This window comes from Pseudoxanthomonas sp. PXM02 (genome assembly GCF_014851805.1).
GTDB lineage: Bacteria > Pseudomonadota > Gammaproteobacteria > Xanthomonadales > Xanthomonadaceae > Pseudoxanthomonas_A.
On sequence record NZ_JACVAK010000005.1, the window covers coordinates 108,467 to 134,353 of the forward strand.

At 67.8% G+C, this 25,887-nt stretch carries 21 protein-coding genes and 1 pseudogene; 5 read left to right on the top strand and 17 right to left on the bottom strand.

All coding sequences use genetic code 11. The features are described from left to right. Nucleotides 1-17 precede the first annotated feature (17 nt). From flgC to IB225_RS18820, 3 genes are all read right to left on the bottom strand, one after another. Nucleotides 18-425 (bottom strand): flagellar basal body rod protein FlgC, encoded by a 408-nt coding sequence (gene flgC / locus IB225_RS18810; protein WP_192314005.1) that lies wholly within the window; start codon nucleotides 423-425, stop codon nucleotides 18-20. A gap of 11 nt (nucleotides 426-436) precedes the next feature. After that, nucleotides 437-823, bottom strand: coding sequence for a flagellar basal body rod protein FlgB (gene flgB / locus IB225_RS18815; protein WP_192267724.1), 387 nt, complete (start codon nucleotides 821-823; stop codon nucleotides 437-439). Nucleotides 824-937: 114 nt separating this feature from the next. After that, the gene (locus tag IB225_RS18820) at nucleotides 938-1,891 is read right to left on the bottom strand and encodes a chemotaxis protein (protein ID WP_192314008.1); all 954 of its coding nucleotides are present in this window, start codon (nucleotides 1,889-1,891) and stop codon (nucleotides 938-940) included. A gap of 578 nt (nucleotides 1,892-2,469) precedes the next feature. On the opposite strand from IB225_RS18820, the gene flgA reads away from it, so the two are divergent. From flgA to IB225_RS18840, 4 genes are all read left to right on the top strand, one after another. Further along, complete coding sequence (gene flgA / locus IB225_RS18825; protein WP_225584088.1) at nucleotides 2,470-3,123, top strand: flagellar basal body P-ring formation chaperone FlgA; 654 nt, start codon at nucleotides 2,470-2,472, stop codon at nucleotides 3,121-3,123. A 169-nt stretch (nucleotides 3,124-3,292) separates the two neighbouring features. Further along, nucleotides 3,293-3,601 (top strand): flagellar biosynthesis anti-sigma factor FlgM, encoded by a 309-nt coding sequence (flgM, locus tag IB225_RS18830; protein ID WP_192314027.1) that lies wholly within the window; start codon nucleotides 3,293-3,295, stop codon nucleotides 3,599-3,601. 5 nt (nucleotides 3,602-3,606) lie between these two features. Continuing rightward, complete coding sequence (locus IB225_RS18835; RefSeq protein WP_192314030.1) at nucleotides 3,607-3,951, top strand: flagellar protein FlgN; 345 nt, start codon at nucleotides 3,607-3,609, stop codon at nucleotides 3,949-3,951. A 188-nt stretch (nucleotides 3,952-4,139) separates the two neighbouring features. Then, complete coding sequence (locus IB225_RS18840) at nucleotides 4,140-5,291, top strand: ATP-binding protein (RefSeq protein WP_192314406.1); 1,152 nt, start codon at nucleotides 4,140-4,142, stop codon at nucleotides 5,289-5,291. A gap of 163 nt (nucleotides 5,292-5,454) precedes the next feature. Here IB225_RS18840 and IB225_RS18845 read toward each other — a convergent pair whose 3' ends face one another. The 14 genes and pseudogenes from IB225_RS18845 to IB225_RS18910 all read right to left on the bottom strand — a co-directional run bounded on the left by IB225_RS18845 (nucleotide 5,455) and on the right by IB225_RS18910 (nucleotide 24,641). Then, complete coding sequence (locus IB225_RS18845) at nucleotides 5,455-5,727, bottom strand: GIY-YIG nuclease family protein (RefSeq protein WP_192314033.1); 273 nt, start codon at nucleotides 5,725-5,727, stop codon at nucleotides 5,455-5,457. After that, nucleotides 5,720-7,435 (bottom strand): EAL domain-containing protein, encoded by a 1,716-nt coding sequence (locus tag IB225_RS18850; protein WP_192314036.1) that lies wholly within the window; start codon nucleotides 7,433-7,435, stop codon nucleotides 5,720-5,722. Before IB225_RS18850 ends, IB225_RS18845 begins: the two co-directional genes overlap by 8 nt. Next, entirely contained in the window at nucleotides 7,432-8,049 is a 618-nt protein-coding gene (locus IB225_RS18855) for a histidine kinase (protein ID WP_192314039.1), read from the bottom strand. Before IB225_RS18855 ends, IB225_RS18850 begins: the two co-directional genes overlap by 4 nt. A 131-nt stretch (nucleotides 8,050-8,180) precedes the next feature. Then, nucleotides 8,181-9,371, bottom strand: a complete 1,191-nt coding sequence (locus tag IB225_RS18860; RefSeq protein ID WP_192314042.1) for a methyl-accepting chemotaxis protein — start codon at nucleotides 9,369-9,371, stop codon at nucleotides 8,181-8,183. A 224-nt stretch (nucleotides 9,372-9,595) separates the two neighbouring features. Further along, the gene (locus tag IB225_RS18865) at nucleotides 9,596-10,666 is read right to left on the bottom strand and encodes a chemotaxis response regulator protein-glutamate methylesterase (RefSeq protein WP_192314410.1); all 1,071 of its coding nucleotides are present in this window, start codon (nucleotides 10,664-10,666) and stop codon (nucleotides 9,596-9,598) included. Continuing rightward, nucleotides 10,663-11,265: a chemoreceptor glutamine deamidase CheD gene (gene cheD / locus IB225_RS18870; RefSeq protein WP_192314045.1), complete on the bottom strand. Its 603-nt coding sequence runs from the start codon at nucleotides 11,263-11,265 to the stop codon at nucleotides 10,663-10,665. Before cheD ends, IB225_RS18865 begins: the two co-directional genes overlap by 4 nt. Further along, nucleotides 11,262-12,173, bottom strand: a complete 912-nt coding sequence (locus IB225_RS18875) for a CheR family methyltransferase (protein WP_192314048.1) — start codon at nucleotides 12,171-12,173, stop codon at nucleotides 11,262-11,264. The genes cheD and IB225_RS18875 overlap by 4 nt, the downstream gene beginning before the upstream one ends. Before the next feature lie 100 nt (nucleotides 12,174-12,273). Further along, nucleotides 12,274-14,502 (bottom strand): methyl-accepting chemotaxis protein, encoded by a 2,229-nt coding sequence (locus IB225_RS18880; RefSeq protein ID WP_192314051.1) that lies wholly within the window; start codon nucleotides 14,500-14,502, stop codon nucleotides 12,274-12,276. Nucleotides 14,503-14,601: 99 nt separating this feature from the next. Further along, a complete protein-coding gene (locus IB225_RS18885) occupies nucleotides 14,602-14,949 on the bottom strand; it encodes a hypothetical protein (protein WP_192314413.1) in 348 nt (115 codons plus the stop codon). 223 nt (nucleotides 14,950-15,172) lie between these two features. Next, the gene (locus IB225_RS18890) at nucleotides 15,173-17,782 is read right to left on the bottom strand and encodes an EAL domain-containing protein (RefSeq protein ID WP_192314054.1); all 2,610 of its coding nucleotides are present in this window, start codon (nucleotides 17,780-17,782) and stop codon (nucleotides 15,173-15,175) included. A gap of 163 nt (nucleotides 17,783-17,945) precedes the next feature. Further along, the gene (locus tag IB225_RS18895; protein WP_192314057.1) at nucleotides 17,946-20,195 is read right to left on the bottom strand and encodes a methyl-accepting chemotaxis protein; all 2,250 of its coding nucleotides are present in this window, start codon (nucleotides 20,193-20,195) and stop codon (nucleotides 17,946-17,948) included. A 214-nt stretch (nucleotides 20,196-20,409) separates the two neighbouring features. Then, a complete protein-coding gene (locus IB225_RS18900; RefSeq protein ID WP_192267748.1) occupies nucleotides 20,410-20,898 on the bottom strand; it encodes a chemotaxis protein CheW in 489 nt (162 codons plus the stop codon). Between the two features lie 186 nt (nucleotides 20,899-21,084). Further along, a pseudogene (locus IB225_RS20680) lies at nucleotides 21,085-23,694 on the bottom strand (methyl-accepting chemotaxis protein); the annotation flags it as partial. Between the two features lie 167 nt (nucleotides 23,695-23,861). After that, nucleotides 23,862-24,641 carry a flagellar brake protein gene (locus IB225_RS18910; protein WP_192314063.1) on the bottom strand — a complete coding sequence of 260 codons (780 nt, stop codon included), beginning with the start codon at nucleotides 24,639-24,641 and terminating at the stop codon, nucleotides 23,862-23,864. A gap of 240 nt (nucleotides 24,642-24,881) precedes the next feature. Here IB225_RS18910 and IB225_RS18915 point away from each other — a divergent pair, with 240 nt between their 5' ends. Next, entirely contained in the window at nucleotides 24,882-25,853 is a 972-nt protein-coding gene (locus IB225_RS18915; RefSeq protein WP_192314066.1) for a hypothetical protein, read from the top strand. The last annotated feature ends 34 nt before the right edge of the window (nucleotides 25,854-25,887 follow it).

Consider the following 25,887-nt stretch of genomic DNA (forward strand, 5'->3'; position numbering starts at 1 on the left):
GTCAGGGGAGGGACGCATCAGCGGCCCATCGTCAGGGTGGCCAGGGCGAGTTCCTTGGCGGTGTTCAGCACTTCCACGCCGGCCTGGTAACCGCGCGAGGCGGAGATCAGGTTGACCATCTGCGCGACCGGATCGACATCCGGGGCGTAGACGTAGCCATCGGCGTCGGCCATCGGGTGGCCGGGTTCGTAGCGCTTGATCGGCGGCGCTTCGCTCTGGGTGATCTCCTTCACCTGCACCGACGTCAGCGAACCGTCGTTGCGCAGCGGACGCGCCTGGAAGATCGGTTCGATCGGTTTGTAGACCGCCTCGGGCGACGACGCGATGGAATCGGCGTTGGAGAGGTTGCTGGCGATGGTGTTCAGGCGCACGGACTGCGCCTGCAGCGCGGAACCGGCGACGTCGAAGATGGGCAGATTGCTCATGGCATGCCTCCTTACTGGCCGGTGATCGCGGTGAGCATGGTGCGCACCTTGGATTCGATGAAGCTCAGTGAGGCGCGGTATTCCAGCGCCGCGCGGCCGTAGGCGGCGCGCTCGGTGTCGGCGTCGACGGTGTTGCCGTCCAGGCTGGGCTGCACGCCGTCGCGCTCGAAGATCCGCGGCGAGGCGTTCAGCAGGGTCATGTGCTGCTCGCTGGTGCTCCGCAACGGTGCGGCCTTGGCGGCGGCCTGTTCCAGCGCGGCCTGGAAGTCCAGGTCCTTCGCCTTGAAGTTGGGCGTATCGGCGTTGGACAGGTTGCTGGCGATCAGCTGCATCCGCTGCTCACGCAACGGCAGGGCCGCCGCATGGACACCCAGGTAATTGGAGATGGGATTGGACATGGCACCGCTCCGGCAGACCGTTGCCGGGGCAGTTGCAAGGCGTGTGCCAGAACACGTGTTTCCTTCTCCCTGCAGCGCGGGGAGAAGGTGCCCGGAGGGCGGATGAGGGGAGCTTTACGCCGCCATGCGCGCCGAAACCACCTGGTTCAGGCGGAACAGCACGTGTTCGGCCAGCTCGTGCGGGCTGTACTTGGCCACGAAGGCGTTGGCGCCTACGCGTTCCACCATGGCGTTGTTGAACACGCCCGACAGGGACGTGTGCAGCAGCACGTACAGGCCGGCCAGGCCCGGGTGGCGCCGGATTTCCGTCGTCAGCGTGTAGCCGTCCATGGCCGGCATCTCGATATCGGAGATGACCATGGCGTAGCGCTCGGCCGGGTTCTCGCCGGCCGCGTGCACCTGCAAGAGATGGTCCAGCGCCTGGCGGCCGTCCGAGAGCAGGGTGGCGGTGACGCCCAGCTGCTCCAGCACGCTGCGGATCTGCGAGCGCGCCACGCGGGAGTCGTCGACCACCAGCACCTGCATCGGCGGGGCATCGGCGGGGAGGGCCATCTCCGGCGCCAGCGTGGCGTCCATGCGCGACTGGCAGATGTCGGCCAGCACGCTTTCCACGTCGATCACCTGGATCAGTTCGCCCTGGAACCGCGTCACGGCGGTCAGGAAGCTGTTTTCCGCACCCAGCTCCGGCGGCGGATGGATGTCCTCGACCGCGATGTTGACGATGCGCTCCACGCCGCTGACCAGGAAGCCCTGCACCGAGCGGTTAAACTCGGTGACGACCAGGTAGTTGGGGGCGTTCTCGGGGTTCGGATCGCGCTCGGGGTGGCGGATACTCAGGCCCAGGTCCAGCACTGGCACGGAGCGTCCACGCACGTCGGCCACGCCCACGAACTCGGTGGGCAGGCCGGGCAGCTGGAACAGGCCCGGACGGCGCAGGACTTCCTGCACCTTGAAGACGTTGACGCCAAAAAGCTGACGCCCGCCCAGGCGGAACAGCAGCAGGGCGAGGCGATTGTGACCGGCCAGGCGGGTGCGCTGGTCGATGCGGTTGAGCAGGTCCTGGGTCATGCACAGCATATCGGCCGGTGGGGAGGGCTCTTGAGCCGGCCGCCGAAGCTGTGAAGCCCCTCTCTCTGCGGGAGAGGGGTTGGGGAGAGGGCCAACGAAGTCCGTTGCCTTTGCGAGCCGTTGGTCTGCCCAAGCTATTGCGTTGAATTCCTGGGCCTGGAGGGATGGTCTTTTCGGAGCGCCGGCATGGCACCGCTCGCCGCGGGGGCCTTCTTTCTTTGCTTGTGCAAAGAAAGAAGCAAAGAAACACACCCCAGGCGGCACGCCCTCCGCTGCGCTGCGGGTTCGCGAGCGGTCCGGGAATTTTCGTATGGCACATCCCTGTGCCATACGAAAACGCCGTCATCCATGACGGCGCCCTTTGGGTTTTACCCGGCCCACTCGCCGTGCCTCATGGGGGTCCGAACGGCAGCAGCGCAAAGCCTTCATCGGATGTAACTAGGGTGGCTCCAGAGGCTCCCGCAGCCAGCGGCGCCATGCCTCTGCGTCAAGAAACACCACACCGAAGGTCCCGCGAACAAACACCGTTTGGCACACCGCTTGCACCTTCCCCGCCGATGAACCACCGGAGCCCGCCCATGCTGCTGCGCCTGATGACCGCCCTGATCGGTGGACTGACCGTCTGCGCCGTCCTGGCCGCGGACTTCCAGCCGGTCGACAGCATCAAGGCGGCCGCGATCGGCGCGCTGCCCGCCGGCAGCGAGGCCGAGGCCACGCTGGATCCCGCCCTGCGCCTGCCGCGCTGTGGTGCCGCGCTGGTCGCGCGCATCCAGGGCAGCAACAGCGTCGAAGTCAGTTGCCCCCAGGACGCCGGCTGGCGCCTGTTCGTGCCGGTGCGCGTGCGTCGCAGCCAGACGGTGCTGGTACTGGCGCGGGGGATCGCGCCGGGCGAGACGATCACCGCCGATGCCTTCGTCGCCGAGCGCCGCGATGCCTCGCGCATCGTCGGTGCTGCGGTGGCCGATCCGTCGCAGGCGGTCGGCCGCGTCGCGCGCCGCATGCTGTCGGCCGGTGCCGTGCTGGCCGCGACCGACCTGGTCGCGCAGCGGCTGGTCCGGCGCGGTGACAACGTCGCGCTGGTCTCACGCCGGGGCGGGGTGGAAGTCCGCGTGGCCGGCAAGGCGCTCGCCGATGCCGGCGAGAACGAGCGGGTCACCGTCGAAAACCTGTCCTCGCGCCGTGTGGTGCAGGGCGTGGTGGGGCCGGGCGGCGACGTCTGGGTCAGCCGATGAAAAATAATTGCCAGGTCGCCCTAAAGTTGCACCCGGGGTGGCCGATACCGAACGTGGGTGGAAGTAGACCGGGTACAAACCGGACCTTCTTCGGAAATGTGGCTTCCGTCACTAAAGTCGGAAACGCTGCGGCCGATAACTCCTATGAACCCTGTGACAGGTGACTGACATGAACCAGAAAATCGAAGGCACTCCCCCTGCCGCCATCCGCACCACCGGCCCCGTAAGCGGCCGCGTGGCGTCCGCAGGCGCTGATCGCTCCAGCCCCGTGGAAGCCAGTGCGGCGGGCGACAGCCTGCGCTTGACCGGTGAAGCCACCAGCCTGCAGGCCATGCAGCGCGAACTGGCCAGCGCCCCGGCGATCAACGAGGCCCGTGTGCAGGCCGTGCGTGAGGCCCTGCAGGCCGGCACGTACAAGGTCAACGCCGAGGCCATCGCCGACGGCATGCTCGGCCTGGAAGACCAGCTGGGTCGTTGATCCCGATGACGCAGGCCCCTCTCCAGCGACTGTCCGCGGCCCTGGACGAGGAACGCCGCGCCATCGTCGAGCACGACGTGGAAGCGCTGGTGCGCTCCACGCAGGAAAAGCTCGACGCGCTGCGCGCGCTGGAAGCGGCCGCGGCCGGCTTCGGCTTTTCCGAAGACATGCAGGCGCGACTGGCCGAACTGGCCGAACTGAACCACGCCAACGGCATCCTGCTGGCGCGCCGCCGACGTGAAGTGAACTGGGCGCTGCGCCACCTGGGCCGCACCGAAAGCCATGGCGCCTACGATGCGCAGGGCCAGACGTCCACGACGTCCGCACCGCGTCCGCTCGCTGTCGCCTAAGCCCGGTGCCCGATCCGCAAACTGCGACCCCGCACCTTGCCGCCCCCGCGGCCGCGCCGGATACTGGCGCCCCATCGCCGCCACCCGATGCATCCGTGGCCACAGCCCCGCCCAACAATCCGCCGTCCGGCGCCTGCGCCACGGATGACATCCCCAGCTTCTCCGATCTGAAGGCGCTGGCCGAACTGATGGACGACGGCTACCTGCTGTGCCGTGGCGATGCGCGCCCACTGCATGCCAACGCCGCCGCCCGCGCCCTGGTCAACGATGACGGCGACCCGCTGGCGGCGCTGTCGCGGTTGTTGCCCGCTGACGCGATCCGCACCGCACGCGAGACCGGTCGCTGGAACGCCGACCTGACCCTCGACGACGGCCTGGTGCTGCAGGTGCGCGCGTACTTCCACGACAGTCCTGGCGGCGGCCACTGCATGGTCGTGTTCCACGATGTCAGCGAGGCGCATGCGCGCCAGCAGGAACTGCAGCGCCGGCATGCGCAGCTCCGGCAGACGCTGGTGCGCCTGGCCGGTGCGCAGGAACAGTTGGTGCAGTCCGAGAAGATGGCCTCCATCGGCCAGCTCGCCGCCGGCGTCGCGCACGAGATCAACAATCCGATCGGTTACGTGCACTCCAATCTTGGTTCGCTGCAGGAATACCTGCACAGCCTGTTCTCGCTGATCGAGGTCTACGAGCGCGCGCTGCGCCTGCCGGACCCGAAGGTGATGCTGCCCGAGATCGAGGACCTGCGCGCGCGTTCCGACATCGACTTCATCACCGGCGACCTGCCGCAGCTGATGTCCGAGTCGCGCGAGGGCATCGAGCGCGTTACCGCGATCGTGCGCAACCTGAAGGATTTCTCGTACTCCGGCCGCGACGACAGCTGGAAATCCGCCGACCTGCACGCCGGCCTGGATTCCACCATCAACATCATCTGGAACGAGCTGAAGTACAAGGTCACGCTGGAAAAGCACTACGGCAAGCTGCCGCTGGTGCAGTGCCGTCCGTCCGAGTTGAACCAGGTGTTCATGAACATCCTGCTCAACGCCAGTCATGCCATCGACGAGCGCGGCACCATCAACGTCAGTACCGGCGTGGAAGGCGACGAGGTCTGGGTCGAAGTCCAGGACAGCGGCCACGGCATTCCGGACGAGATCCTGCAACGCATCTTCGATCCGTTCTTCACCACCAAGCCGGTAGGCAGCGGCACCGGCCTGGGCCTGTCGATTTCCTACGGCATCGTCAAGAAGCACAACGGCCGCATCGAAGCGCGCAACGAGCCCGGCGCCGGCGCCTGCTTCCGCATCACGCTGCCGATCCGCCAGCCTGCCGCCGACGCGGCGTGAACGATTCGATGCCTGCAGGTGTGGGAGCGACGTAAGTCGCGATCAGGGAATCCGGTTGTTCTGGAACTTGACCCGTGCGGCGGGCGTCGGTCGCCTTCGATGGCGCCATGATGGTTCGGTTGCTGCGTTCGCGACTTACGTCGCTCCCACATCCGCATACACCTCAGCAGGGATCGAAAAACGCCAGCTTCTTCGCCCTGGGCAACCGTTTCAGCTGCGCCTCGGCGCGCGAGGCCGCGCTGCGATCCGGATAGCCGCGACTGGCCAGCACGCGAACAGGTGGATTCGCCCGCGTGTATTTCGCGCCGGTACCGGCGACATGCGCGGCGTAGCGTGCGTCCAGGCGGTTCGTGATGCCGGCGTACCAGGCGCCGTTGCGGCATTCCAGCAGATACAGGCACCAGCCGTCCGGCGTCGGTGCATCCGCGTCAGGCATGGGCGCGGTGGTGCGGCTGGTTCTCGTAGGTGGTGAAGGCCTGGCGGATGTGTTCGCGCAGGTCGTCGTCGTTCCATGGCTTGGTCAGGAAGCGGTAGATCTCGCCGCGGTTGATCGCCTCGGTCACCGTCGCCAGGTCGGTGTAGCCGGACAGCACGAGGCGCACGGTGTCGGGGTAGAGCAAGCGCACGCGGCCGAGGAACTCGGTGCCGCTCATGTCGGACATGCGCTGGTCGGACAGGATCACCTGCACGTCGTTGGTCGCCAGCAGTTCGAACGCGTCGGTGACGTTGCTGGCGGCGAGGATGCGGTAGCCGTCACGGCGGAACAGGCGCACCAGCGATCGCAGGATGTTTTCCTCGTCGTCCAGCAGCAGCAGCGTGCGGTCCGGCTTGGTGGCGGCGAAGGCGTCGGCGCGCAGATAGCGGCGGCGCAGCACGGCGCCGGCGTCCTCGGCCGACATCGGTTCGCCGAACAGATGACCCTGGAACATGTCGCACTGATTGCGGCGCAGGAAGCCCAACTGGGTATCGGTCTCCACGCCGTGCGCGATGACTTTCATGCCCAGCTGGTGGCCCATCGCGATGATGGCGCAGGTGATGGCGACTTCGCGGGGGCCGGACGGCACGCCTTTCACGAAGTTGCGGTCGATCTTGATCTTGTCCACCGAGAAACGCACCAGCGAATCCAGGTTTGAATCGCCCATGCCGAAATCGTCCAGCGTCAGGCGCACGCCTTCGCGATGCAGCTGCGCCAGCGTGCGATGGACCAGGTTCATGTCCTTGGCCAGCGCGTTCTGCCGGACTTCCAGCACCACCATCTGCGGCGGGATGCCGGCTTCCTGCATGGCCTCCAGCACTTCGGAGACGAAGCTGGGGCGCAGCAGCTGCAGGGTGGAGACGTTGACCGCGATCTCGAAGTCATCGAAGCCCCAGTCGCGCCACACGCGCGCTTGCTTGAACGCATTGCGCAGCACCCAGTCGCCGATCTGCACGATCACGCCGAGCTTCTCGGCCACGTGCATGAAGCGCTCCGGCACCAGCAGGCCGAGCGCCGGGGAGTACCAGCGCAGCAGCGTTTCCATGCCGACCACGCGGCCATCGTGCGCGTTGATCTGCGGCTGGTAGAACAGGCGCAGTTCGTTGTGGTGGATCGCGTTGACGATCTGGCGCGCGATGATGCTGTCGCTGCGCGCGGTGATCGCGGCGCCGCGCCGGTACAGGCGCACCAGGTTCATGCCCTCGTGCTTGGCCTGTTCCATGGCGCTTTCCGCGCACTGCAGCAGGCCCGAGGCGGTCTCCGCATGTTCGGGGCACAGTGCGACGCCCAGCGTGCCGGTCAGGAACAGCGTGTACGGCAGCACCGTCATCGGCAGTTCGATCTGCTCGCGCAGCAGGTCGCCGAAACGCTCCGGCGGCAGCGTGCCGGGCAGGCGCGGCACTGCCACGATGAATTCGTCGCTGCCGTGGCGCCATGCGCGCGCTTCCGGACCCAGGGCCTGCTGCAGGCGGTCGCTGAGGATGGCCAGCGCTTCGTCGCCGACCTCCACGCCCATGTTCTCGTTGATCGAGCGGAAGTGGTCGATGTCCAGGTACAGCAACATCAACGGCGTGCCGTCGTTCGTGGCGGCCTCGACCATGCGCTGCAGGTCGGCTTCGCCAGCGCCGAGGCGCGGCAGGCGGGGCAGGTGGGCGTGCTCGGAATTCACGCGGGATCGGCGGATGCGGAGGAGGGGGCCGCATAGGGTAGGCGAAGTCGCCACGGCGTGCCCGGAACGGCCTCGAGCTCGCCGCCGACCGCGATCGCCAGCGCGTGCAGCAGCGGCCGCTCGGCGATGTCGCCGATGCCCGGTGACAGGTCGAGCGTGAACGTGCCCGCCGCGTCGCCATCGCCGGCCAGCGTCACGGCCGGCTGAGCGCCCGCGGCGCGCAGCAGCACCTGCGCGATGCGGAACGCCACCAGCGCGGTGTCCGTCGCCGGTGCATGAGGCAACGGCGCCAGGGTCAAGGCAGCGCCGGGAAAGAGCCGTTCGTACTCGGCGCGCAGCGCGGCATCCAAGCCGATCGAATCCAGTTGCGGCGGATGCAGGGTGGCGTGCAGGTCGCGCACGATGGCGACGGCTTCGTCGCTGGCGCGGATGATTTCCTGCAAGTCTTCCGCACGCACCTCGGCATCGTCTTCCGACTGCACCAGGTGCGCGCCCATCCGGATCGCCGACAACGCCTGGCCCACCTGGTTGTGCAGGGCGCGGCCGACGCGATGGCGCTCGGCTTCCTGCAGGCGGAACAGCTGCATCAGCAGGGGGGATGAAGGCGTCGACATGGGCGGTGCGCGGAGGGGAACGTCCGCAGTATGCCAGCCATGCCGCGGGCGGATGGCGCGCTGATGCCCGGAACGCAACGGGGCGGCCATCGCTGGCCGCCCCGTCGTGTCGTTCTTCAGATGTCAGCAGGTCAGAACAGCTCGACCGTGCCCGCACCCATGTTCTGCTGAGCGACCGGCTTGTGCGGCGGACGCTCCCACTCCGTGCGCTGGTCGCGCAGGCGGTTGCCGATCAGGCGCAGCGCGCTGAGCAGTTCGTTGTCGGTGGCGCCGCCCGTGCGGTGCAGCAGTTCCTGCAGGGCCAGCGCTTCCTTGTTGATCGCGGTCAGGCGGTCCAGGTGTGTCTGTGCACTGCCCAGCGACTGCGTGGCGATGTCTTCGAACTGCAGCGAGCGGACCGCATCGGCGACGCTGGCGTCGATGGCGTGGCCGCACATCGAGACTTCGCGCATGCCGTCGCCCAGCGAGGCGTTGATCGCGGCGACCTGGTTCAGCATGCCGGCGGCTTCGCTACGCGCTTCCCGCGAGCGGTCCAGGTCGCGCGAGGCCATGTTCGACACGGTGTCGCGCACCTTGGCGATCGATTCCTTCGAGCTGTGGGCCAGCTTGCGGATCTGCTCGTTGAAGGCGGTGGAGCGCTCGGACAGGTTGCGCACTTCGTCGGCCACCACCGCGAAGCCGCGACCGGCTTCACCGGCACGCGCCGCTTCGATGGCGGCGTTCAGCGCCAGCAGGTTGGTCTGGTCGGCGATCGACTTGACGTCTTCCAGCAGCGAGAAGATGCCGTCCAGGTGCTGCGCCATGTCGTCGATGTGGTGCACGGTGGTGCCGCTCTGGCCGGCCACCTGTTCCAGCGCCTCGACCAGCTGCTCCATGCGCTGGCTGGCGTTCTGCGCGAAGCGCGCCACGTCCACGCCGGCCCGGTCGCCTTCGCCGTTGCGGTCGATGATGCGGGAGATCGCGGTGCTCTGTTCGCGCGACTTGCGGTTCATCGCGTCGAAGCTGCCGCCCAGGTTGTTGACCGCTTCGCGGATCAGTTCGCGGGCGCGGTCGATCTCGCTGCGCGAGCCTTCGATCTCGTTGTTCACGAAGCGGCGCAGTTCGGTCAGCAGGGCATCCTGTTCGCGCACGACGCTGGCGTGCTCGGGGGAGATCTGGTGCGACTGGGTAACGGTCAGCCAGGCGAAGATCAGCCAGGCCAGCGTCAGCGACGTCAGCAGGGCCCATTGCAAGGCGCTGGGCCAGTCGAAACCGACCGACACCGGGAACAGCAGGGTGAGGATGAGGGGTGCCGCCAAACGAACCAGGATGCGCGAATACATGGGTGCTCTCTGCTGAAGCTCACTGATGAGTATCGGCCGTGCGGATCGGCTCTTTAGGCGGGAATTCCGCGGGTTTCCGGGTTGAGGGTGATCTGTGACTGCCGTTGCCGCTCGCGCGCCCGGCTGTTGTGGGAGCGACGTAAGTCGCGATGCTCTTCGTTCAGGCATCGTGGTCCCGTCATCGCGACTTACGTCGCTCCCACAAGACAGATGTGGACCGCTCCTCAGGCGATCGCCGCGGCCAGGTCGAGCAGGCGCTGGGCGATCCGCTCCAGCGGCAGGGCTTCCTTGGCGGCGCCCATGCGCATGGCGGCGCCGGGCATGCCCCAGACGACGCTGGTGGCTTCGTCCTGCACCAGCGTCGGAGCGCCGGCCTGGCTCATTTCCAGCAGGCCGCGCGCACCGTCGTCGCCCATGCCGGTGAGGATGGCGCCGACCGCGTTGCCGGCTGCGGCCTGCGCGACCGAACGGAACAGCACGTCGACCGCCGGCTTGTGCCGGTTGACCGCCGGACCGTCATCGATGCGGGCACGCCAGCGGGCACCGTCGCGAATGATCCGCATGTGCTGGCCGCCCGGTGGCAGGTAAGCGTGGCCCGGCAGGATGGCTTCGCCATCGCTGGCTTCGCGCACGGCCATCGCCGAATGACGGTCCAGACGCTCGGCGAAGGCGCGGCTGAAGCCCGCCGGGATGTGCTGGGTCAGCACGATGGCGGGGGCGTCGGCGGGCATCTGCTCCAGCACCACGCGCAGCGCTTCGGTACCGCCGGCGGAGGCGCCGATGGCAATCAGGCGGTCGGTGGTGCGGAAGCGCAGCGGGGGCGGGGGCGGCAGGGTGGTATCCAGGCCCACGCGCGGCGCGCCGGTACGGGCCAGCGGTCGCACGCGCGCCTTGGCCGCGGTCTTGACCTTGGTGATGATTTCTTCCGAGTACGCCTGCAGGCCGCTGGCGACATCGAGCTTGGGTTTGGAGACGAAATCCACCGCGCCCAGCGCCAGCGCCTGCAGCGTGGTGTCGGCGCCGCGCTCGGTCAGCGAGGAGATCATCACCACCGGCATCGGCCGCAGGCGCATGACGTTCTCCAGGAACGCCAGGCCGTCCATGCGCGGCATTTCCACATCCAGCGTCATCACGTCCGGATTGAGGCGCTTGATCTTGTCGCGCGCCAGCAGCGGATCGGCGGCGGAGCCGACGACCTCGATGCCCGGGTCGCGGGACAGGATTTCGGTCAGGATCTGGCGCACGACCGCCGAGTCGTCGACGATCAGCACGCGGCAAGGGGTCGTACTCATCAGAACAGCTCCACGCCCCCGGTGACGGGAGCCTTGGACAGGCGGGCGCGGGCTGCGGATTCGGCGGCCAGCACTTCGGCATCGTGGGCGTGCGGCAGGCGCTGCACGACCGCGCGGCCGGTATCGGGGAAGTACCAGACCTTACGCGGATGGATGCCGCGCAGGTCCTCGGCCACCACCGGGATGCGCTCGGCTTCCAGGTAGCGGCGGACGAATTCGGCATTGCGCGTGCCGACCGGATTGCTGGTGAAGCCCTTCAGCACGTTGGCGCCACCGAACACCTTGGCCTGCAGCCGGCTGCGGGCGGCGCCGCGCTTGAGCAGGTCGTTGATCAGCAGTTCCATCGCATAGCTGCCGTAACGCGCGGGCGCACCGTCGCCGACGTTGCCGTCGGGCAGCAGGAAGTGGTTCATGCCGCCCAGCTTCAGCAGCGGATCGCGGATGCACGCGGCCACGCATGAGCCGAGCACGGTGACCAGCGCGGTGTGGTCGTCCACCACCAGGTACTGCGTGGGCAGCAGCTTGGCGGCGTCGGTCTTGAAGCGGATGTCGTGGTAGCGCATCACGCTGCCATCGGCGAAGGCGGCTGCGGCGGCACTCATGCAGCGGCCCCGGCGCGACGGTACAGCGTGCGGCCGCAGGGCTGGATGATGTCTGCGGCGTGCAGGTAGTTTTCCGAGTGGCCGGTGTACAGCATGCCGTCGTCGGCCAGGTGCGGTACCAGGCGGGTCAGGATGCCGCGCTGGGTCGGCTTGTCGAAGTAGATCATCACGTTGCGGCAGAACATCGCCACGAACGGACCGGCCACGTCATAGCGCGGGGCCAGCAGGTTGAGCGGGCGGAACTCGATCAGCTGGCGCAGTGCCGGATGTACGCGGCATTTGCCTTCGTTGGGGCCGCTGCCGCGCTGGAAGTAGCGGCGCTTCATCGCGTCGCTCAGGCCGGCGATGCGCTCGACCGGATAGACGCCGCGTTCGCCGGTGGCGAGCACCTGCGTATCCACGTCGGTGGCCAGGATGCGCACCGGCGGCGTCAGCGTGCCGTAGGCCTCGCAGGCGGAAATGGCGATCGAATAGGGCTCTTCGCCGGTGGAAGCGGCGCACGACCAGATCTTCAACGGTCCGTCGTGGCGGCGCTTGGCCAGTTCTTCCTGCAGGCGCTCGAAGTGGTGCGGCTCGCGGAAGAACGAGGTGAGGTTGGTGGTCAGTGCATTGGTGAACGCCTGCCACTCGTCGCCGCCGTCGCGCTCCAGCTGGTCCAGGTAGTCCTTGAAGCTGCGCAGGCCGAGCGCACGCAGGCGCCGCGAGAGGCGGCCGTAGACCATGTCGCGCTTGCCGTCGGCCAGGGCGATGCCGGCCCGCTGGCGGATCAGGTCCGCGACGCGGCGGAAGTCGCGGTCATCGAATTCGAAATCGCGCGTGCCGCTGGCGGCCGGCTCGTCGTGGGCGGGCAGCGAAGGGGTCCGTCGGATCGAGGCAGCTGGGCTGGTCGGGCGGGTACTGACGGACATGGAGGTCTCGAAGGGACGGGAAAGCGCGTGTTGCGTGGCCGGTGTCCCGTCGCAGGGACGGGACACCGGGTCATGCCGCTACCGATGCAAGCGGTATGCCTCAGAACTCCTGCCAGTCGTCGCCTTCGGCCAGGGCGGGTTCCAGCACCGCCGGGGAGGCGGAGCGGACGACGGCGGGCCTGGCGACCGTGGCGGTCGCCGGCTTCACCGGCTTGGCCGCAGCCGCGGGCGTGGCGTGGGCATGCAGCTTGAAGACCGAGACCGACTCGCTGAGCGCCTGAGCCTGTTCTTCCATCGAACGGGCGGCGGCGGAGGCTTCTTCCACCAGTGCGGCGTTCTGCTGGGTGGTTTCGTCCATCTGGGTGATGGTCTGGTTGACCTGCTCGATACCGGCGCTCTGTTCCTGCGACGCGGCGGAGATCTCGGCCATGATATCGGTCACGCGCTGCACGGAGGCGACGATCTCGCCCATCGTGGCACCGGCCTGGTTCACCAGCTTGGAGCCGTCGGCGACCTTGTCGACCGAGGTTTCGATCAGGCCCTTGATCTCCTTGGCGGCGTTGGCCGAACGCTGGGCCAGCGTGCGCACTTCCGACGCGACCACGGCGAAACCACGGCCCTGCTCGCCGGCACGGGCGGCTTCCACCGCGGCGTTGAGCGCCAGGATGTTGGTCTGGAAGGCGATGCCGTCGATGACCGAGATGATGTCGGCGATCTTCTTCGATGAATGCTCGATGTCGCGCATCGTCGTGACGACCTTGCCGACCACCTCGCCACCCTGCGATGCGACGCCGGCGGCGCCGATCGACAGCTGGTTGGCCTGGCGGGCGGACTCGGCGTTCTGGCGCACGGTGGAGGTCAGTTCCTCCATCGAGGCGGCGGTTTCTTCCAGGTTGGCGGCCTGCTGCTCGGTACGGCGCGACAGGTCGCTGTTGCCCGAGGCGATCTCGCCGGCGGCGGTGTTGATCGACGCGGATGCATCCTGGATGCGGCCGACGATGTCGGTCAGCTGGGCAACCGTCGCGTTGGCGTCGTCGCGCATGGTGGCGAACACGCCGTGGAAGTCGCCTTCCATGCGGGCCGTCAGGTCGCCGCGGGCGATCGCCTGCAGCAGTTCGGACACTTCGGCCAGGTTCTCGTCGGTCGTCTCCATCAGCTGGTTCAGGCCGTCGATCATGTCGCGGAAGTCGTACTGGTACTTGTCCACGTCGCCGCGCTGGGTGAAGTCGCCGGACGAAGCGGCCATGGCCAGGCGCTTGATCTCGCCGTTGATCGCCGACAGGTTGGCCTTGGTGGCGTCCATCGTTTCGGTCAGGTTGGCTTTTTCGCCGGGCAGCTTGGGCATGTCCAGGCTCAGGTCGCCGACCGAGTAGCGCTGCATGATCTTCAGCGCATCGCCGATGGCCTGCAGGTGCGAGGCGACCAGGGAGTTGGTGTCGCGCACCATGCGGCCGTACTCGCCGGGGAACGCGCTGTCGTCCATGCGGAAGCTGATCTGGCCTTCGTCGTGGCGCGCAGCCATCTCGCTCTGCGCGGTGATCACCGACTGCACCTGCGTCTGCATGCGCTGCATGGCGGTCAGCAGCTGGCCGACTTCGTCGGAGCGGCTGGTGTCGATCTTGCCGTCCAGCTTGCCGGCGGACACATCGTTGGCCACGCGGACGGCTTCGCCGACGGCGTTGGCGATGGCGCGGGCGAAGAACCAGGCCAGGGCCAGGCCGCCCACGATGCCGGCCAGCAGCATGATGACCATCAGCGTGCTGGAGGCGGTGTAGGTGCTGTCGGCGTCCGCGCTGGCCGTCTTGGCCTGCTGGTCGACGACATTGATCAGGGTAGTCAGCGCGGCGGTCGCCTTGCGGTGCTGGTCGCGCGTGGCGCCGATGAAGGTATCCACGGCGTCATCCGGCAGGCCGAGGTCGAGCATTTCCTGCACGTCGGCGTAGGACTGCTGCGCGGCCTTCCATTCCTTGGTGAAGGTGTCGTACGCCTTCTTTTCTTCCGGCTGGGTGATCAGCTTGGCGTAGTCCTTGCTCGCCTGGTCGATCCGCTTCTCGGTCTCGCCGGCGAGCTTCCGGGCTTCCGCCTTGACGGCGTCGCTGGCGCGCACGTGCTGGCGGTAGGAATTGGTGCGGTACTCGCCCAGCAGGCTCTGCAGGTCGCCTGCGGCCTTGACGCTGGGCAGGACGTTGCCGGTCACCTGGGTGGTGGCACCGTTCAACGAGTTCAGGCCCACGAAGGCCGCAATGCCCTGGATCAACATCAGGGCTAGCACGACGCCGAAGGCGAGCATCATCTTCGTCGTCAGTTTGAGGTTCTTGATCCGCTGCATGGGATTCTTTTTCCTTTACCGGGGCGCGCGCCGCGCCACTCTCAGATGCGACCGGGACGGGCAGGGCATGGCGCCCTGCCCGCGAAGCAGATCAGCGGATCAGCGGATCGTGGCCAGCTTCAGGTTCGACGGCGAGTTGACGACGATTTCGGCGCGCGACTGGTCGCGCTCGATGGTGCCGATCACGCAGACGTCCTTGCCTTCCAGTTCTTCCGGGGCCGGCTTGAACTTGGCGCGGGCGTCGCCCGGGATGCGCGCGGTGAAGGTGTGGCGCGGGAAGTTGCCGCCCATGTACAGGAAGGTCGGCGTGCCTTCGGTGTTCTCGGCGAAACGGGCCTTGCCCACCTTGCCGCAGACGGTGCCGGCCTTGCCGGTGAAGCGGGACGCCATGTCGGCCGGAATGGCGTTGTCGATCTGCGACTGGCTGTTGGCCGGGGCGGCCGGCATCAGCAGGGCGGCGCCAGCAACGGCGATGGACAGGGTCAGGACGGATGCGATCTTCATGCCAGTAACTCCGGGTGGGCAGGGATAGAGAGAGAAAGACTCACCGCCTGAGATCGGCCCGCCGGGATCAAACTTGAGGCGGTGGCGCCAGCGGGACGAGCGGGTGTTCGCGATTGGGAGCCGTGTCACATTTCGCGCGCCGGCCGCGCCGGAATGCGCGTTGCGATCAGGCCGGGACGTGCCCGGTATCCGCCTCGCGCACGGCGGCGTAGCCCTGGGTCCGCAGCCACTCTTCCAGCGGACCTGCCGGCAGCGGTTGCGAGAACAGGTAGCCCTGCAGCACGGGGAAGCGCTGCTCGGTCAGGAAGCGGTGCTGCGACTCGGTTTCCACGCCTTCGGCCACGACCTTCATGCCCAGGCTTTCGCCGATGCGCAGCACCGACGAGGTCAGGGTGCGCGCGATGGCGCTGGTATCGATGTCGCGCACGAAGCTCTGGTCCAGCTTGAGTTCGCTGATCGGCAGACGGTGCAGGTGGCTGAGACTGGAGTAGCCGGTACCGAAGTCGTCCAGCGACAGGCGCACGCCCAGCACGTAGATGGCCTCGATGTTTTCCAGCACGTCCGGGTCGGGATCGAGCATGACGCTCTCGGTGATCTCCAGCGTGAGGTCTTCAGGCAGGAGTCCGTGCTCGTCCAGCAGGTCGGAGATCTGCAGCGACAGCTGCGGATCGCGGAAGTTGATCGCGGACACGTTGACCGACACGCGCGGAATGTCGACACCGCGGCGGCGCCAGTCGGCCATCTGCGCGCAGGCCTTGCGCAGTACCCACAGGCTGAGGTCGGCGATCAGGCCGCATTCCTCGGCGACGGGTACGAAGCGCGATGGTGGAATCACGCCCAGGTCCGCGTGCTGCCAGCGCAGCAGCGCCTCGACGCCATACAGTTCCAGCCCGTCGCGACCGCCGACCTGTGGCTGGTAATGCAGGTCGAGCTGGTCGAGCCGCAACGCCTCGCGCAACGCGGTCTCCAGCGAGACGCGTTCCTGCGCCAGGCGGTTCATGTCCACGCTGAAGAAGCGGAAACCGTGGCCGCCGTCGGTCTTGGCGCGGTACATCGCCATGTCGGCATGGCGCACCAGCAGGTCGATGTCGCGGCCGTCGTCGGGGAACATCGCCACGCCGATACTGGCGCTGGGATGCAGGGTCATCAGGCCGGCCGCGGTGGGTGCCGCGATCGCGCCCAGCAGGCGCTCGGCCATGCTGCCGGCCTGTTCGGTGCTGCACATCGGCAACACCGCGACGAATTCGTCGCCGGCCTGGCGGCCGACGATGTTGATGCCACCCAGCTCCTCGCTCAGGCGCGCCGCGACATCGCGCAGCAGGCCGTCACCGGCCGCGTGGCCCTGTGCATCGTTCACCCGCTTGAAGCGGTCCAGGTCGATGAACAGCACGGCGGCCGTGCTGTTGGCCTGGGCGACGTTGGCCAGCGCCTGTTCGGCCTTGGCACTGAACATGATGCGGTTCGGCAGGCCCGTCAGCGTGTCGTAGAACGCCAGCTGGTGCACGCGCTCGTTGGTCTGCTCGCGCTCCAGCGTCAGCGAGCACAAATGCAAGCAGGTGTCGGCCAGCCGCTCGTGCAGTTCGTCCGGTCCGCGGTTCTCGCGGTAGTAGAACGACAGCGTGCCCAGCACGCGGCCGCTGCTCGACTTGATCGGATGCGTCCAGCATGCGCGCAGCCCCAGCGGGGTAGTCAGGTGCCGGGTGTTGGCGCACAGCGGGTCGCTGGCGATGTCCTTCACCAACACCGCGCGACCGCGCCACGCGGCCACGCCGCTGACGCCCGCGCGCGGGCCGATCGGCAGGCCGTTGATCTTGCGTGCCCAGGCTTCCGGCAGGCTGGGCGAGGCGAGGGCATGCATCAGGCCCTCGCTGTCCACGGTGATGATGGAGACCGTCAGCTCCGGCGCGATGTGCTCCACCTCGCGGCAGATCAGTGTCATCACGTCGGCGACGTTCCACTCGTGCACCAGCGCATCCAGCACCTTGTTGTGCAGTACCTGGTGCATCTTGGTCTGGGTGATGTCGCTGAGCACGCTGACCAGGCCCAGCAGCGAACCATCCTCGTCATGCACGGGGTTGATCGCCGTGGACAGCCAGAGCGGGCGGCCCGCCTTGGTGTACAGCAGCACTTCGGTCTGCAGGCCTTCGCCGGCCGCCATCGCGCGGGTGATGCGCTCATCCAGCGAGGCATCGGTATGCGGGCCGGACAGCAGGTCCGCGGGCTTGATGCCGCGCAACTCTTCCAGCCGGTAGCCCAGCATGCGGGTGAAGCCGCTGTTGACGTAGACGACCTCGCGATCGGACGAGCTGATGAAGATGGCGTTGTCGCTGCTGTCGACCACGATCGACAGCTGCCGCAGCCGCGCCAGCTGCCGTTGCTGGTCGCTGGTATCGCGGACGAAGGCGGTGTGGAAGACGTGCTCGCCCACCACGACCTTCGACATCGAGACCGAGCAGGCGCTTTCGCTGCCGTCCTGGCGCAGCAGCATGGCATCGCGATGGCTGCCGAGCAGCGCAGCCAGCGTGGCGTCGATGCTGCCGTCGGCCTGTGCATCGGCCAGCAGGCGGGTGAACGGAAGACCGTGGACGTCCTCGCGCCGGCATCGCCACAGGGCTTCCGCGGCCGGATTGAACAGCACCACGCGGTGGCGTGCATCGATGACGAAGGCGGCATCGACCGACTGTTCAAGGACGTGCCACAGGCTGTCCTGCGCCGGTTCGACCGGCGCCTGGGCATCGCGCAGTGGCGTCAGCGCGTTCAACGTGCGACGCAGCATGCGGCCTCCTCGCGGGGCACGGGCGTCGGGCGTCGGGCGTCGTCGTGGGCGGTAGGTGCGACGGTCATCGGGGCGAGGGAGGAGGGCCTTCTGGTGACGTATCGGCCGCGATCCGGATTACTTGAACGCGGTCACGGGGCGGATGCGAAGCGGGTCCGACCGCTCAGAACTCCTGCCAGTCGCCGTCCGCCAGCGCCGGCTCGGGCTTGCGCGCGGCGGGTTTGCGGGCCACGGCCTTGGCTGCGGCTTTCGGTGCCGGCGTGGTGGCGACCGCGATGGCCTTGCGCACAGGCGCACTGACCGCGGCTTCGATCTTGAACACTGCCACCGATTCGCTCAGAGCCTGCGCCTGTTCTTCCATCGAACGGGCAGCAGCCGTGGCTTCTTCCACCAGCGCGGCGTTCTGCTGGGTGGTTTCGTCCATCTGGGTGATGGTCTGGTTGACCTGCTCAATGCCGGCGCTCTGTTCCTGCGAGGCCGCAGAGATCTCGGCCATGATGTCGGTTACGCGCTGCACGCTGGCCACGATCTCGGCCATCGTCGCGCCGGCCTGGTTCACCAGCGCCGAGCCATCGGCGACCTTGTCGACGGACGTCTCGATCAGGCCCTTGATCTCCTTGGCAGCGTTGGCCGAGCGCTGAGCCAGCGTGCGCACTTCCGAAGCCACCACGGCGAAGCCACGGCCTTGCTCACCCGCACGGGCGGCTTCCACCGCGGCATTCAACGCCAGGATGTTGGTCTGGAAGGCGATGCCGTCGATGACCGAGATGATCTCGGCGATCTTCTTGGACGACTGTTCGATGTCGGACATGGTGGTGACTACCTTGCCGACCACCTCGCCACCCTGCGACGCCACGCTCGCCGCACCAATCGCCAACTGGTTGGCCTGACGGGCGGACTCGGCGTTCTGGCGGACGGTGGAGGTCAATTCCTCCATCGACGCAGCGGTTTCTTCCAGGTTGGCCGCCTGCTGCTCGGTGCGGCGCGACAGGTCGCTGTTGCCCGAGGCGATCTCGCCGGCGGCAGTGTTGATCGAGCCCGAGGCATCCTGGATGCGGCCGACGATGTCGGTCAGCTGGGCGACGGTGGCGTTGGCGTCGTCGCGCATAGTGGCGAACACGCCGTGGAAGTCGCCTTCCATCCGCGCCGTCAGGTCACCATCGGCAATCGCGCGCAGCAGGGCGGACAGCTGCGCCAGGTTACGGTCGCTGGTCGCCATCATCGCGTTGAGGCCCTGCACCATCTGCAGGAAATCGTGGCGGAAGCGGGTTTCGTCGCCGCGCGCGGTAAAGTCGCCGGCCGCTGCGGCCTGCGCCAGTCGCTTGATCTCGCCATTGATCGCCAGCAGGCTCTGCTTGGCGGCATCCATGGCCTCGTGCAGGAAGGCGCGCGTGCCGGGCAGGCGGCGCGCATCCTGGCTCAGGTCGCCACTGGCGTAGCGTTCCAGGATGCCGATCGCATCGCGGAACGCGTCCAGGTGCTCGAACATCATGGTGTTGATGCCGCCGGCCAACTCGCCGTACACGCCGGGGAAGTCCTCCGGCATGCGGTGGGCGATGTCTTCGGCCGCATGCAGGCGGATCATGTCGCGCGTCTCGTGCGAGAAGCGCTCCAGCATGTGCACCATCTCGTCGGTGGCCTTGAGCATCTGGCCGACTTCGTCGCGGCCATGGTGGCCGGTGCGCACGCTCAGGTCGCCGCGCGAGACGCCCTTGATCGCCGACAGCGCACGCGCCACCGGCTCCAGCACGGACTGGCCGATGACCCAGCTGATCGCCATGCTCAGCAGCACGATCAGGCCACCGACGGCGGTCATGATGAAGGTGAACTGCAGCGCCTGCGCCTGCGTGTCATCGAGGTAAACACCGGTGCCGATCACCCAGCCCCACTGCGGGTACAGCGCGGCGTAGGAGGTCTTCGCCACGGGATCTTCCTCGCCGGCCTTCGCCCAGGCGTAGTCCACGTGGCCGCCGCCGGCCTTCGCCACGCGCACGAATTCCGGGAAGATGCGCTTGCCGTCCGGGCTCAGCACGTCCTGCAGCGGCTTGCCGATCAGGTCGGGACGCGTGGGGTGCATCAGCATGGTCGGAGCTTCGTCGGTGACGAAGAAGTAGTCCACGCCCTTGTTGGCCTGCATCGTCGCCAGCGTCGCGAGCGCGCGCGCTTTCGCTTCCGCTTCGTCCAGCGTGCCGGCCTTGGCCTGCTGGGCATAGCCTTCGATCACGCCGAGGGCCATTTCCGTCTGCGCCTTGAGTCCCGCCTGGCGCGTGCTGTTGAGATCCAGGTATTGCATGCGCGCCGCGATGACGGCCAGCGCGATGACGCCCACGGCGACCAGGGCGGTCTGGATCAGGAAGCGGCGCTTCAGCGGCAGGGAGGAGAGAGGAGCGGCGATCTTGGCGATGAACGACATGGCGATCTCGGACGACAGCAGGGGCGCAGGGAGGAGGAGGGGACCGTTACGTCCCGTGTTGTTTATCGGCGGCGCGGCGCAAACTTTCAGTCTTGTGAAGGGATTTGCGACGAACGGCAGTGCGGGGACGACAAGCCTGGAAAACGCGAAGACCGCGCACCTCGCGGCACGCGGTCTTCGATGGATGTCATCCTGCCGGTCGCCCGGCGACGGATCAGGCGGCCGCCTGTTCCGGCAGCGGCTGGCCCAGGTCGGCGCTGTCGATCAGCGTTTCGATGTCGAGCAGGATCAGCATGCGTTCGTCCACCGTGCCGATGCCCGAGATGAAGCGGGTGTCGACGCTGGCGCCGAATTCCGGCGTGGGACGGATCTGTTCGGCGTTCAGTGCCAGCACGTCCGACACGCTGTCCACGACGATGCCGACCACGCGGTCTTCCACGTTCAGCACGATCATCACGGTGAAGGCGTCGTAGCGGGCTTCCTTCAGGCGCAGCTTCAGGCGCAGGTCGATCACCGGCACGATGGTGCCGCGCAGGTTGATCACGCCCTTGATGTAGTCCGGTGCGTCCGGCAGGCGGGTCACCGAGTCGTAGCCACGGATTTCCTGGACTTTCAGGATGTCCACGCCGTAGTGCTCGTCCCCCAGGGTGAAGCTGAGGAACTCGTCCGCGCTCGCCGCGGCCTGGGTCTTCTTGTCGCTCATTCGTCGGGCTCCTGTTGCAGCCGGTAAGGGGTCGGGGTTCCCGGGGCGGAACCGGTCAAGGCCTAGATCGGCCCCGGGCGGGGTTTCTTTAGGGGAACATCAGGCGTGCGGTTCGGTCACCGGGTGGCGGGCGCCGCCGATACGGGAGACGCGCTCCTGCACCAGCCGCGCGACGCTGCCGTGGCCGTCCAGGCGGAAGGTCGACACGGCCTCGGCCAGGGCTTCCGCCTGTTCTTCCATCGAACGGGCGGCGGCGGAGGCTTCTTCCACGAGCGCGGCGTTCTGCTGGGTGGTCTCGTCCATCTGGGTGATGGTCTGGTTGACCTGCTCGATGCCTGCACTCTGTTCCTGCGAGGCGGCGGAGATCTCGGCCATGATGTCGGTCACGCGCTGCACCGATGCCACGATCTCGGCCATCGTCGCGCCGGCCTGGTTCACCAGCGCCGAACCGTCGGCGACCTTGTCCACCGAGGTCTCGATCAGGCCCTTGATCTCCTTCGCTGCGTTCGCGGAACGCTGGGCGAGGGTACGTACCTCGCTGGCGACGACCGCGAAGCCACGGCCCTGTTCGCCCGCACGCGCGGCCTCCACCGCGGCGTTCAACGCCAGGATGTTGGTCTGGAAGGCGATGCCGTCGATGACCGAGATGATCTCGGCGATCTTCTTCGACGACTGCTCGATGTCGGTCATGGTGGTGACCACCTTGCCGACGACATCACCACCCTGTGAAGCGACCGAGGCGGCGCCGATGGCGAGCTGGTTGGCCTGGCGGGCGGACTCGGCGTTCTGACGCACGGTGGAGGTCAGTTCCTCCATCGACGCGGCGGTTTCTTCCAGGTTGGCCGCCTGCTGCTCGGTGCGGCGCGACAGGTCGCTGTTGCCCGAGGCGATCTCGCCAGCGGCGGTGTTGATCGAACCCGAGGCATCCTGGATGCGGCCGACGATGTCGGTCAGCTGGGCGACGGTGGCGTTGGCATCGTCGCGCATGGTGGCGAATACGCCATGGAAGTCGCCGTCCATCCGCGCGGTCAGATCGCCCTTGGACAACGACTGCAGCACGCCGGACACGGCCTCGACACTGCCGGAGATCGTGCCCAGCAGGCCATTGATCTGCTGCGACAGCGCCAGCAGGAAGCCCTGCTTGCCGGTTTCGGCGATGCGTCCGCTCAGGTCGCCCTGCACGGCGGCCCGCACGATGCGGCTGACCTCCTGCTCGACCATCACTTCGTGGGTGCGGTCCGCCCACTCGACCACGTAGCCGATGCGCTGGCCTTCGCCGTCGGTCACCGGATTGATGATCAGCTGCATGATGCGGCCGCCCACGCTGATCTGCGCGCGGTGCGTGCCCTGCAGCTGCGCCAGCATGCGCGACTGGTGTTCGGGCTTCTTGTGGAAGATGTCGATGCTGCTGCCGATCACGGTCTGCACGTCGAACGCCGGCAGGTCGCGGCGCAGGTCTTGCTCGACGTCCGTCAGCATCTTCATCAGCGGGCGGTTGGCGTAGACGATCGTGCGATCGGCGTCGGCGATCATGACGTTGGTGGTCACGTCCTCCAGCGCGGTGCGGATGCGCAGGCTTTCCTTCGCCACCACGGCGTCGCGCTCGATGCGCTCGCGCAGGTTGCCCTGCATGCTGCGCATGGCCTTCATCAGCGTGCCGATCTCGTCGTCACCGCTCGCGTCGATCTCGCTGTCCAGCTTGCCGCGGGCGATGTCGTCGGCCACACGCACGGCACCGGCCAACGGCTTGGCGACCTGGCGGCGCAGCAGCCAGAACACCGCACCGCAGAGCAGGGCGGCGCCCAGCGCGCCGACCGCCACCACGGTCCACAACACGGCGCGGGCTTCCTTCATCAGCACCGCGCGCGGAACCACCACGCCGAGCGCGAAGCGCTCCTGGGCGGCGCCGATCTGCAGCGGCACATAGGCTTCCATCACCGCCTCACCCGTTGCGTCGGTGGCTTCGCGGAACACCGGCTCGCCGGCTGCGATCTGCTTCATGACCTCGGCGGCCTGCGCGCCGGCATAGGGCTTGCCGACCGATGCCGCATCCTGGTCGGCGATCACCACACCGGCCGGGGTCAGCAGGCGCACGAAACCCGCGTCCATCGGGGTCAGCTTGGCGATGCGCTCCTGCAGCGACTGCAGGGCGAAGTCCACCGTCATCACGCCCACGTAGTTGCCGTCGTCCAGCACCGGCGTGGACAGGGTCGTCATCAGCACGTCCTTGCCCGCGATCTTGTAGACGTAGGGCTCGGCGACCACCTGGCGCTTCAGCTCGCGCGGGCGCAGGTACCAGTCACCGGCACCGGGCACTTCGTAGTCGCGCAGGGCTTCCTGCAGCGGGGCGCCGTCGCTCCACGCCCAGTAGCTCATGAAGCGGCCGGTGTCGTCGTGGCCTTCCGCGGACACGTACTCCGCGTCCTTGCCGTCGAACGCGTCGGGTTCCCACAACGTGCCCACGCCGACCCATTCCGGATGGGCTTCCAGCTGGCGCTTGAAGATGGTGCTGGCCGCCGCGCGGCTGATGCCGTCGCCGGCGCGTTGCGCGAGCAGGGCATGCGCGAGCGCTGCGTTGGTGTCGAACGCTCCGGTCAGTTCGCCGGAGATGCGCTGCGCTTCCAGATTGGCCAGTCCTTCCATCGTGGTGCGCGCACCGGCGAGCAGCGACTGGCTGCTGCGCAGGTAGCTGGCCGCGGCGGCAACGCCGAAGGCGAGCAGGGCGACGACGGCGGTGCCGTACATCACGCGCGTGGCGATGCTGCGGGAGGAGAAGCGGGTGGAAGCGGATGACATGGCGGCCTCGTGCAGATGGGGCGGTGCGATTCCCGGCGCACGGGAATGGCCGCAGCGCAGCCACGCCTGTATGTCAGGAGCGTTACACGGGGTATCGGCGGCGGGTCGGCGGGGTTGAGCCGGAGGCGGTCAGAACCGACGGGTGGTGGTCGAAACGTCGACGCCGGTCACGCTGCGCCACGTTCGCGGGCGCTGCGCTGGCGCTCCAGCCGGAAGATGTAGCGCTGGATCAGCGCGTCGCCGCCACGCGGCATGTCGGTGAACTGGCAGCCGGCGCGCCAGCTCTCGCTGCCGTTCTGGTTGAGCTGGCGATGCAGGCTCTTCACCATCAGGCGGACGCTCAGCGGACCACTGTCGGGCAGGTGCAGCAGGCTGCCCGGAAACTCCTTGTACGGTTGCAGCGTCGGCTCTTCGGCCTGGACGGCCAGGGCGATGCCGCCGCCACTGATGTCCAGCACGCGGTAGTTGCGATAGGTCGTCTCGCCGTCGGGATGGCGCGTGGGGATGGCGCATTCCATCGGCTGCGTCACCGGCACCTGCAGCCGGTAGAACTCGCGACGCTGCAGGCGCAGGATGCTTTCCGGCAGAGCGGCGCGGAACGCGGTCTGTCCGTCCTTCTGCACGCGCTGGAGGTCGTACAGCTTGAACTGCACGTGGATGCGTTCCAGCCGCGACACACAGGTGACGTGGGTGGATTCCTCGATGCTGCGGTTGATCGTCTCCGAGGCGCTGCCATCGATCAGCACGGCATCCTCGTCCTCCAGCACTTCCACCACGGAGGTGGGGAAGGTGTGGTTGCGCGGCATGGCGCAGCCGCTGACGAGCGCCCGCTTGTCGATCAGCGATTGCAGCAGCTGCCGGATCGCGTACTCGCCGTGCACCAGGTACTTTTCTTCATCGTCGTACCTGACGGGATCGGCCAGAGGGGCGTCGCTGGACTCGGTCATGCGGGCGGGAACATCAAGGCAGGGAAGGCGTCACAGGCTGTATCGGCGTGCGTCACAGGATCTTTAGGACGGTGCCCCGCCGACGCACGTCCGGATGGCCAGCGCAGCGTGGGCGCACGGACGCATCAAAGGGCGAACTACGCGTTACACTCCGGGTGTCCATATGCGCTGGGGAGCGCCATGACGTCCTGCCGGGGAACGACGCCGAGATTCGCGTGGCTGCTTGGCGCTGCGCTGTTGATGTCCCTTCATCCGCTGGCTGCGGCGGAGCCGGAAGCGGACTCACCCAGCCCGAAGTCCGGTCCACGCACGCTGTCGGAGGCGGAGCTGGCCACGTTGCGCCAGCGGATCCAGACCGACAGGACGCGCCGTGCCGACGCGCTCAGCCGGGAGCAGGAAGCCGCCGAACAACAGCGCCAGCAGCTCGAACAGATGCAGATGGCGGCACTCGAGGAAGAGACGTACTGGGAGGAGGAGGCGCCAGCACCGGCGCCCAACCTGGCGGCCGTCTTCCTCAACACGCTGGGCAGCGAGATGGCCAAGCACCAGGCCGAACGCGAAGCGCAGGATGCGTTCATCCGTGACGTCGAGCGGCAACAGGCGATGATCGTCCAGCGGCGTCAGCGTGAGGAAGAACGCCAGCGACGCGATGCGGAGCGTGCACGACAGCAGCAATCCACCCATGCCGCGGTCGCGCCGTCGCCAGCCGCCAGTGCGCAGGACGTCGCGCGGAAGGCCGAGCAGGCACGCGCCGCCGAGGCACGGGACCGCGAACTCGCCACCCAGGCCGCCGCCGAGCGGGCGCGCCAGCAGCAACTGCGCGCGCAGCAGGCCACGTCAACGGCGGTAGCAGCCACGCCAGCGCCGTCGTCGTCCGACGCCGCCGTCAAACCGCTGCGCTTCATTCTCAGCATCAGCCTGCTCAACAAGCCCGGGGATACCGTCAATCCCATGTGCTACTCGAACGTCATCACCCGTCCCGGCCCGCCGGGGTGGGGTGGACCGGGTTTCCTGCCGCCGGGCTCGGGCAACCAGGCCCACGCGACCGTGCTGTCGATGAAGGACGCCTTCATCGCGCGTTGCCGTGCCAGCGGTCGCGAGATCACCAGCGAAGGCAACTTCAACTATTCCTGGAACCGCAGCCAGGGCGAAGAGGCCGGCATGCAGCAGGTGGGTCCGCGGCACCGTGAAGACATTTCGGTGTCGCTGTGATGCCGGGCATCCGTACCCGATACATCCAAGGGGA

Coding starts and splice junctions, on each gene's coding strand:
- IB225_RS18840 (WP_192314406.1), top strand. CDS start 4,140: ATGGACGACGGCTACCTGCTGTGCCGTGGCGATGCGCGCCCACTGCAT.
- flgM (WP_192314027.1), top strand. CDS start 3,293: ATGAACCAGAAAATCGAAGGCACTCCCCCTGCCGCCATCCGCACCACC.
- cheD (WP_192314045.1), bottom strand. CDS start 11,265: ATGAGTGCCGCCGCAGCCGCCTTCGCCGATGGCAGCGTGATGCGCTAC.
- IB225_RS18915 (WP_192314066.1), top strand. CDS start 24,882: ATGTCCCTTCATCCGCTGGCTGCGGCGGAGCCGGAAGCGGACTCACCC.
- IB225_RS18890 (WP_192314054.1), bottom strand. CDS start 17,782: ATGCTGCGTCGCACGTTGAACGCGCTGACGCCACTGCGCGATGCCCAG.
- IB225_RS18885 (WP_192314413.1), bottom strand. CDS start 14,949: ATGCCGGCCGCCCCGGCCAACAGCCAGTCGCAGATCGACAACGCCATT.
- IB225_RS18880 (WP_192314051.1), bottom strand. CDS start 14,502: ATGCAGCGGATCAAGAACCTCAAACTGACGACGAAGATGATGCTCGCC.
- IB225_RS18875 (WP_192314048.1), bottom strand. CDS start 12,173: ATGTCCGTCAGTACCCGCCCGACCAGCCCAGCTGCCTCGATCCGACGG.
- IB225_RS18855 (WP_192314039.1), bottom strand. CDS start 8,049: ATGTCGACGCCTTCATCCCCCCTGCTGATGCAGCTGTTCCGCCTGCAG.
- IB225_RS18900 (WP_192267748.1), bottom strand. CDS start 20,898: ATGAGCGACAAGAAGACCCAGGCCGCGGCGAGCGCGGACGAGTTCCTC.
- flgC (WP_192314005.1), bottom strand. CDS start 425: ATGAGCAATCTGCCCATCTTCGACGTCGCCGGTTCCGCGCTGCAGGCG.
- IB225_RS18860 (WP_192314042.1), bottom strand. CDS start 9,371: ATGTATTCGCGCATCCTGGTTCGTTTGGCGGCACCCCTCATCCTCACC.
- IB225_RS18910 (WP_192314063.1), bottom strand. CDS start 24,641: ATGACCGAGTCCAGCGACGCCCCTCTGGCCGATCCCGTCAGGTACGAC.
- flgA (WP_225584088.1), top strand. CDS start 2,470: ATGCTGCTGCGCCTGATGACCGCCCTGATCGGTGGACTGACCGTCTGC.
- flgB (WP_192267724.1), bottom strand. CDS start 823: ATGTCCAATCCCATCTCCAATTACCTGGGTGTCCATGCGGCGGCCCTG.
- IB225_RS18895 (WP_192314057.1), bottom strand. CDS start 20,195: ATGTCGTTCATCGCCAAGATCGCCGCTCCTCTCTCCTCCCTGCCGCTG.
- IB225_RS18820 (WP_192314008.1), bottom strand. CDS start 1,891: ATGACCCAGGACCTGCTCAACCGCATCGACCAGCGCACCCGCCTGGCC.
- IB225_RS18835 (WP_192314030.1), top strand. CDS start 3,607: ATGACGCAGGCCCCTCTCCAGCGACTGTCCGCGGCCCTGGACGAGGAA.
- IB225_RS18845 (WP_192314033.1), bottom strand. CDS start 5,727: ATGCCTGACGCGGATGCACCGACGCCGGACGGCTGGTGCCTGTATCTG.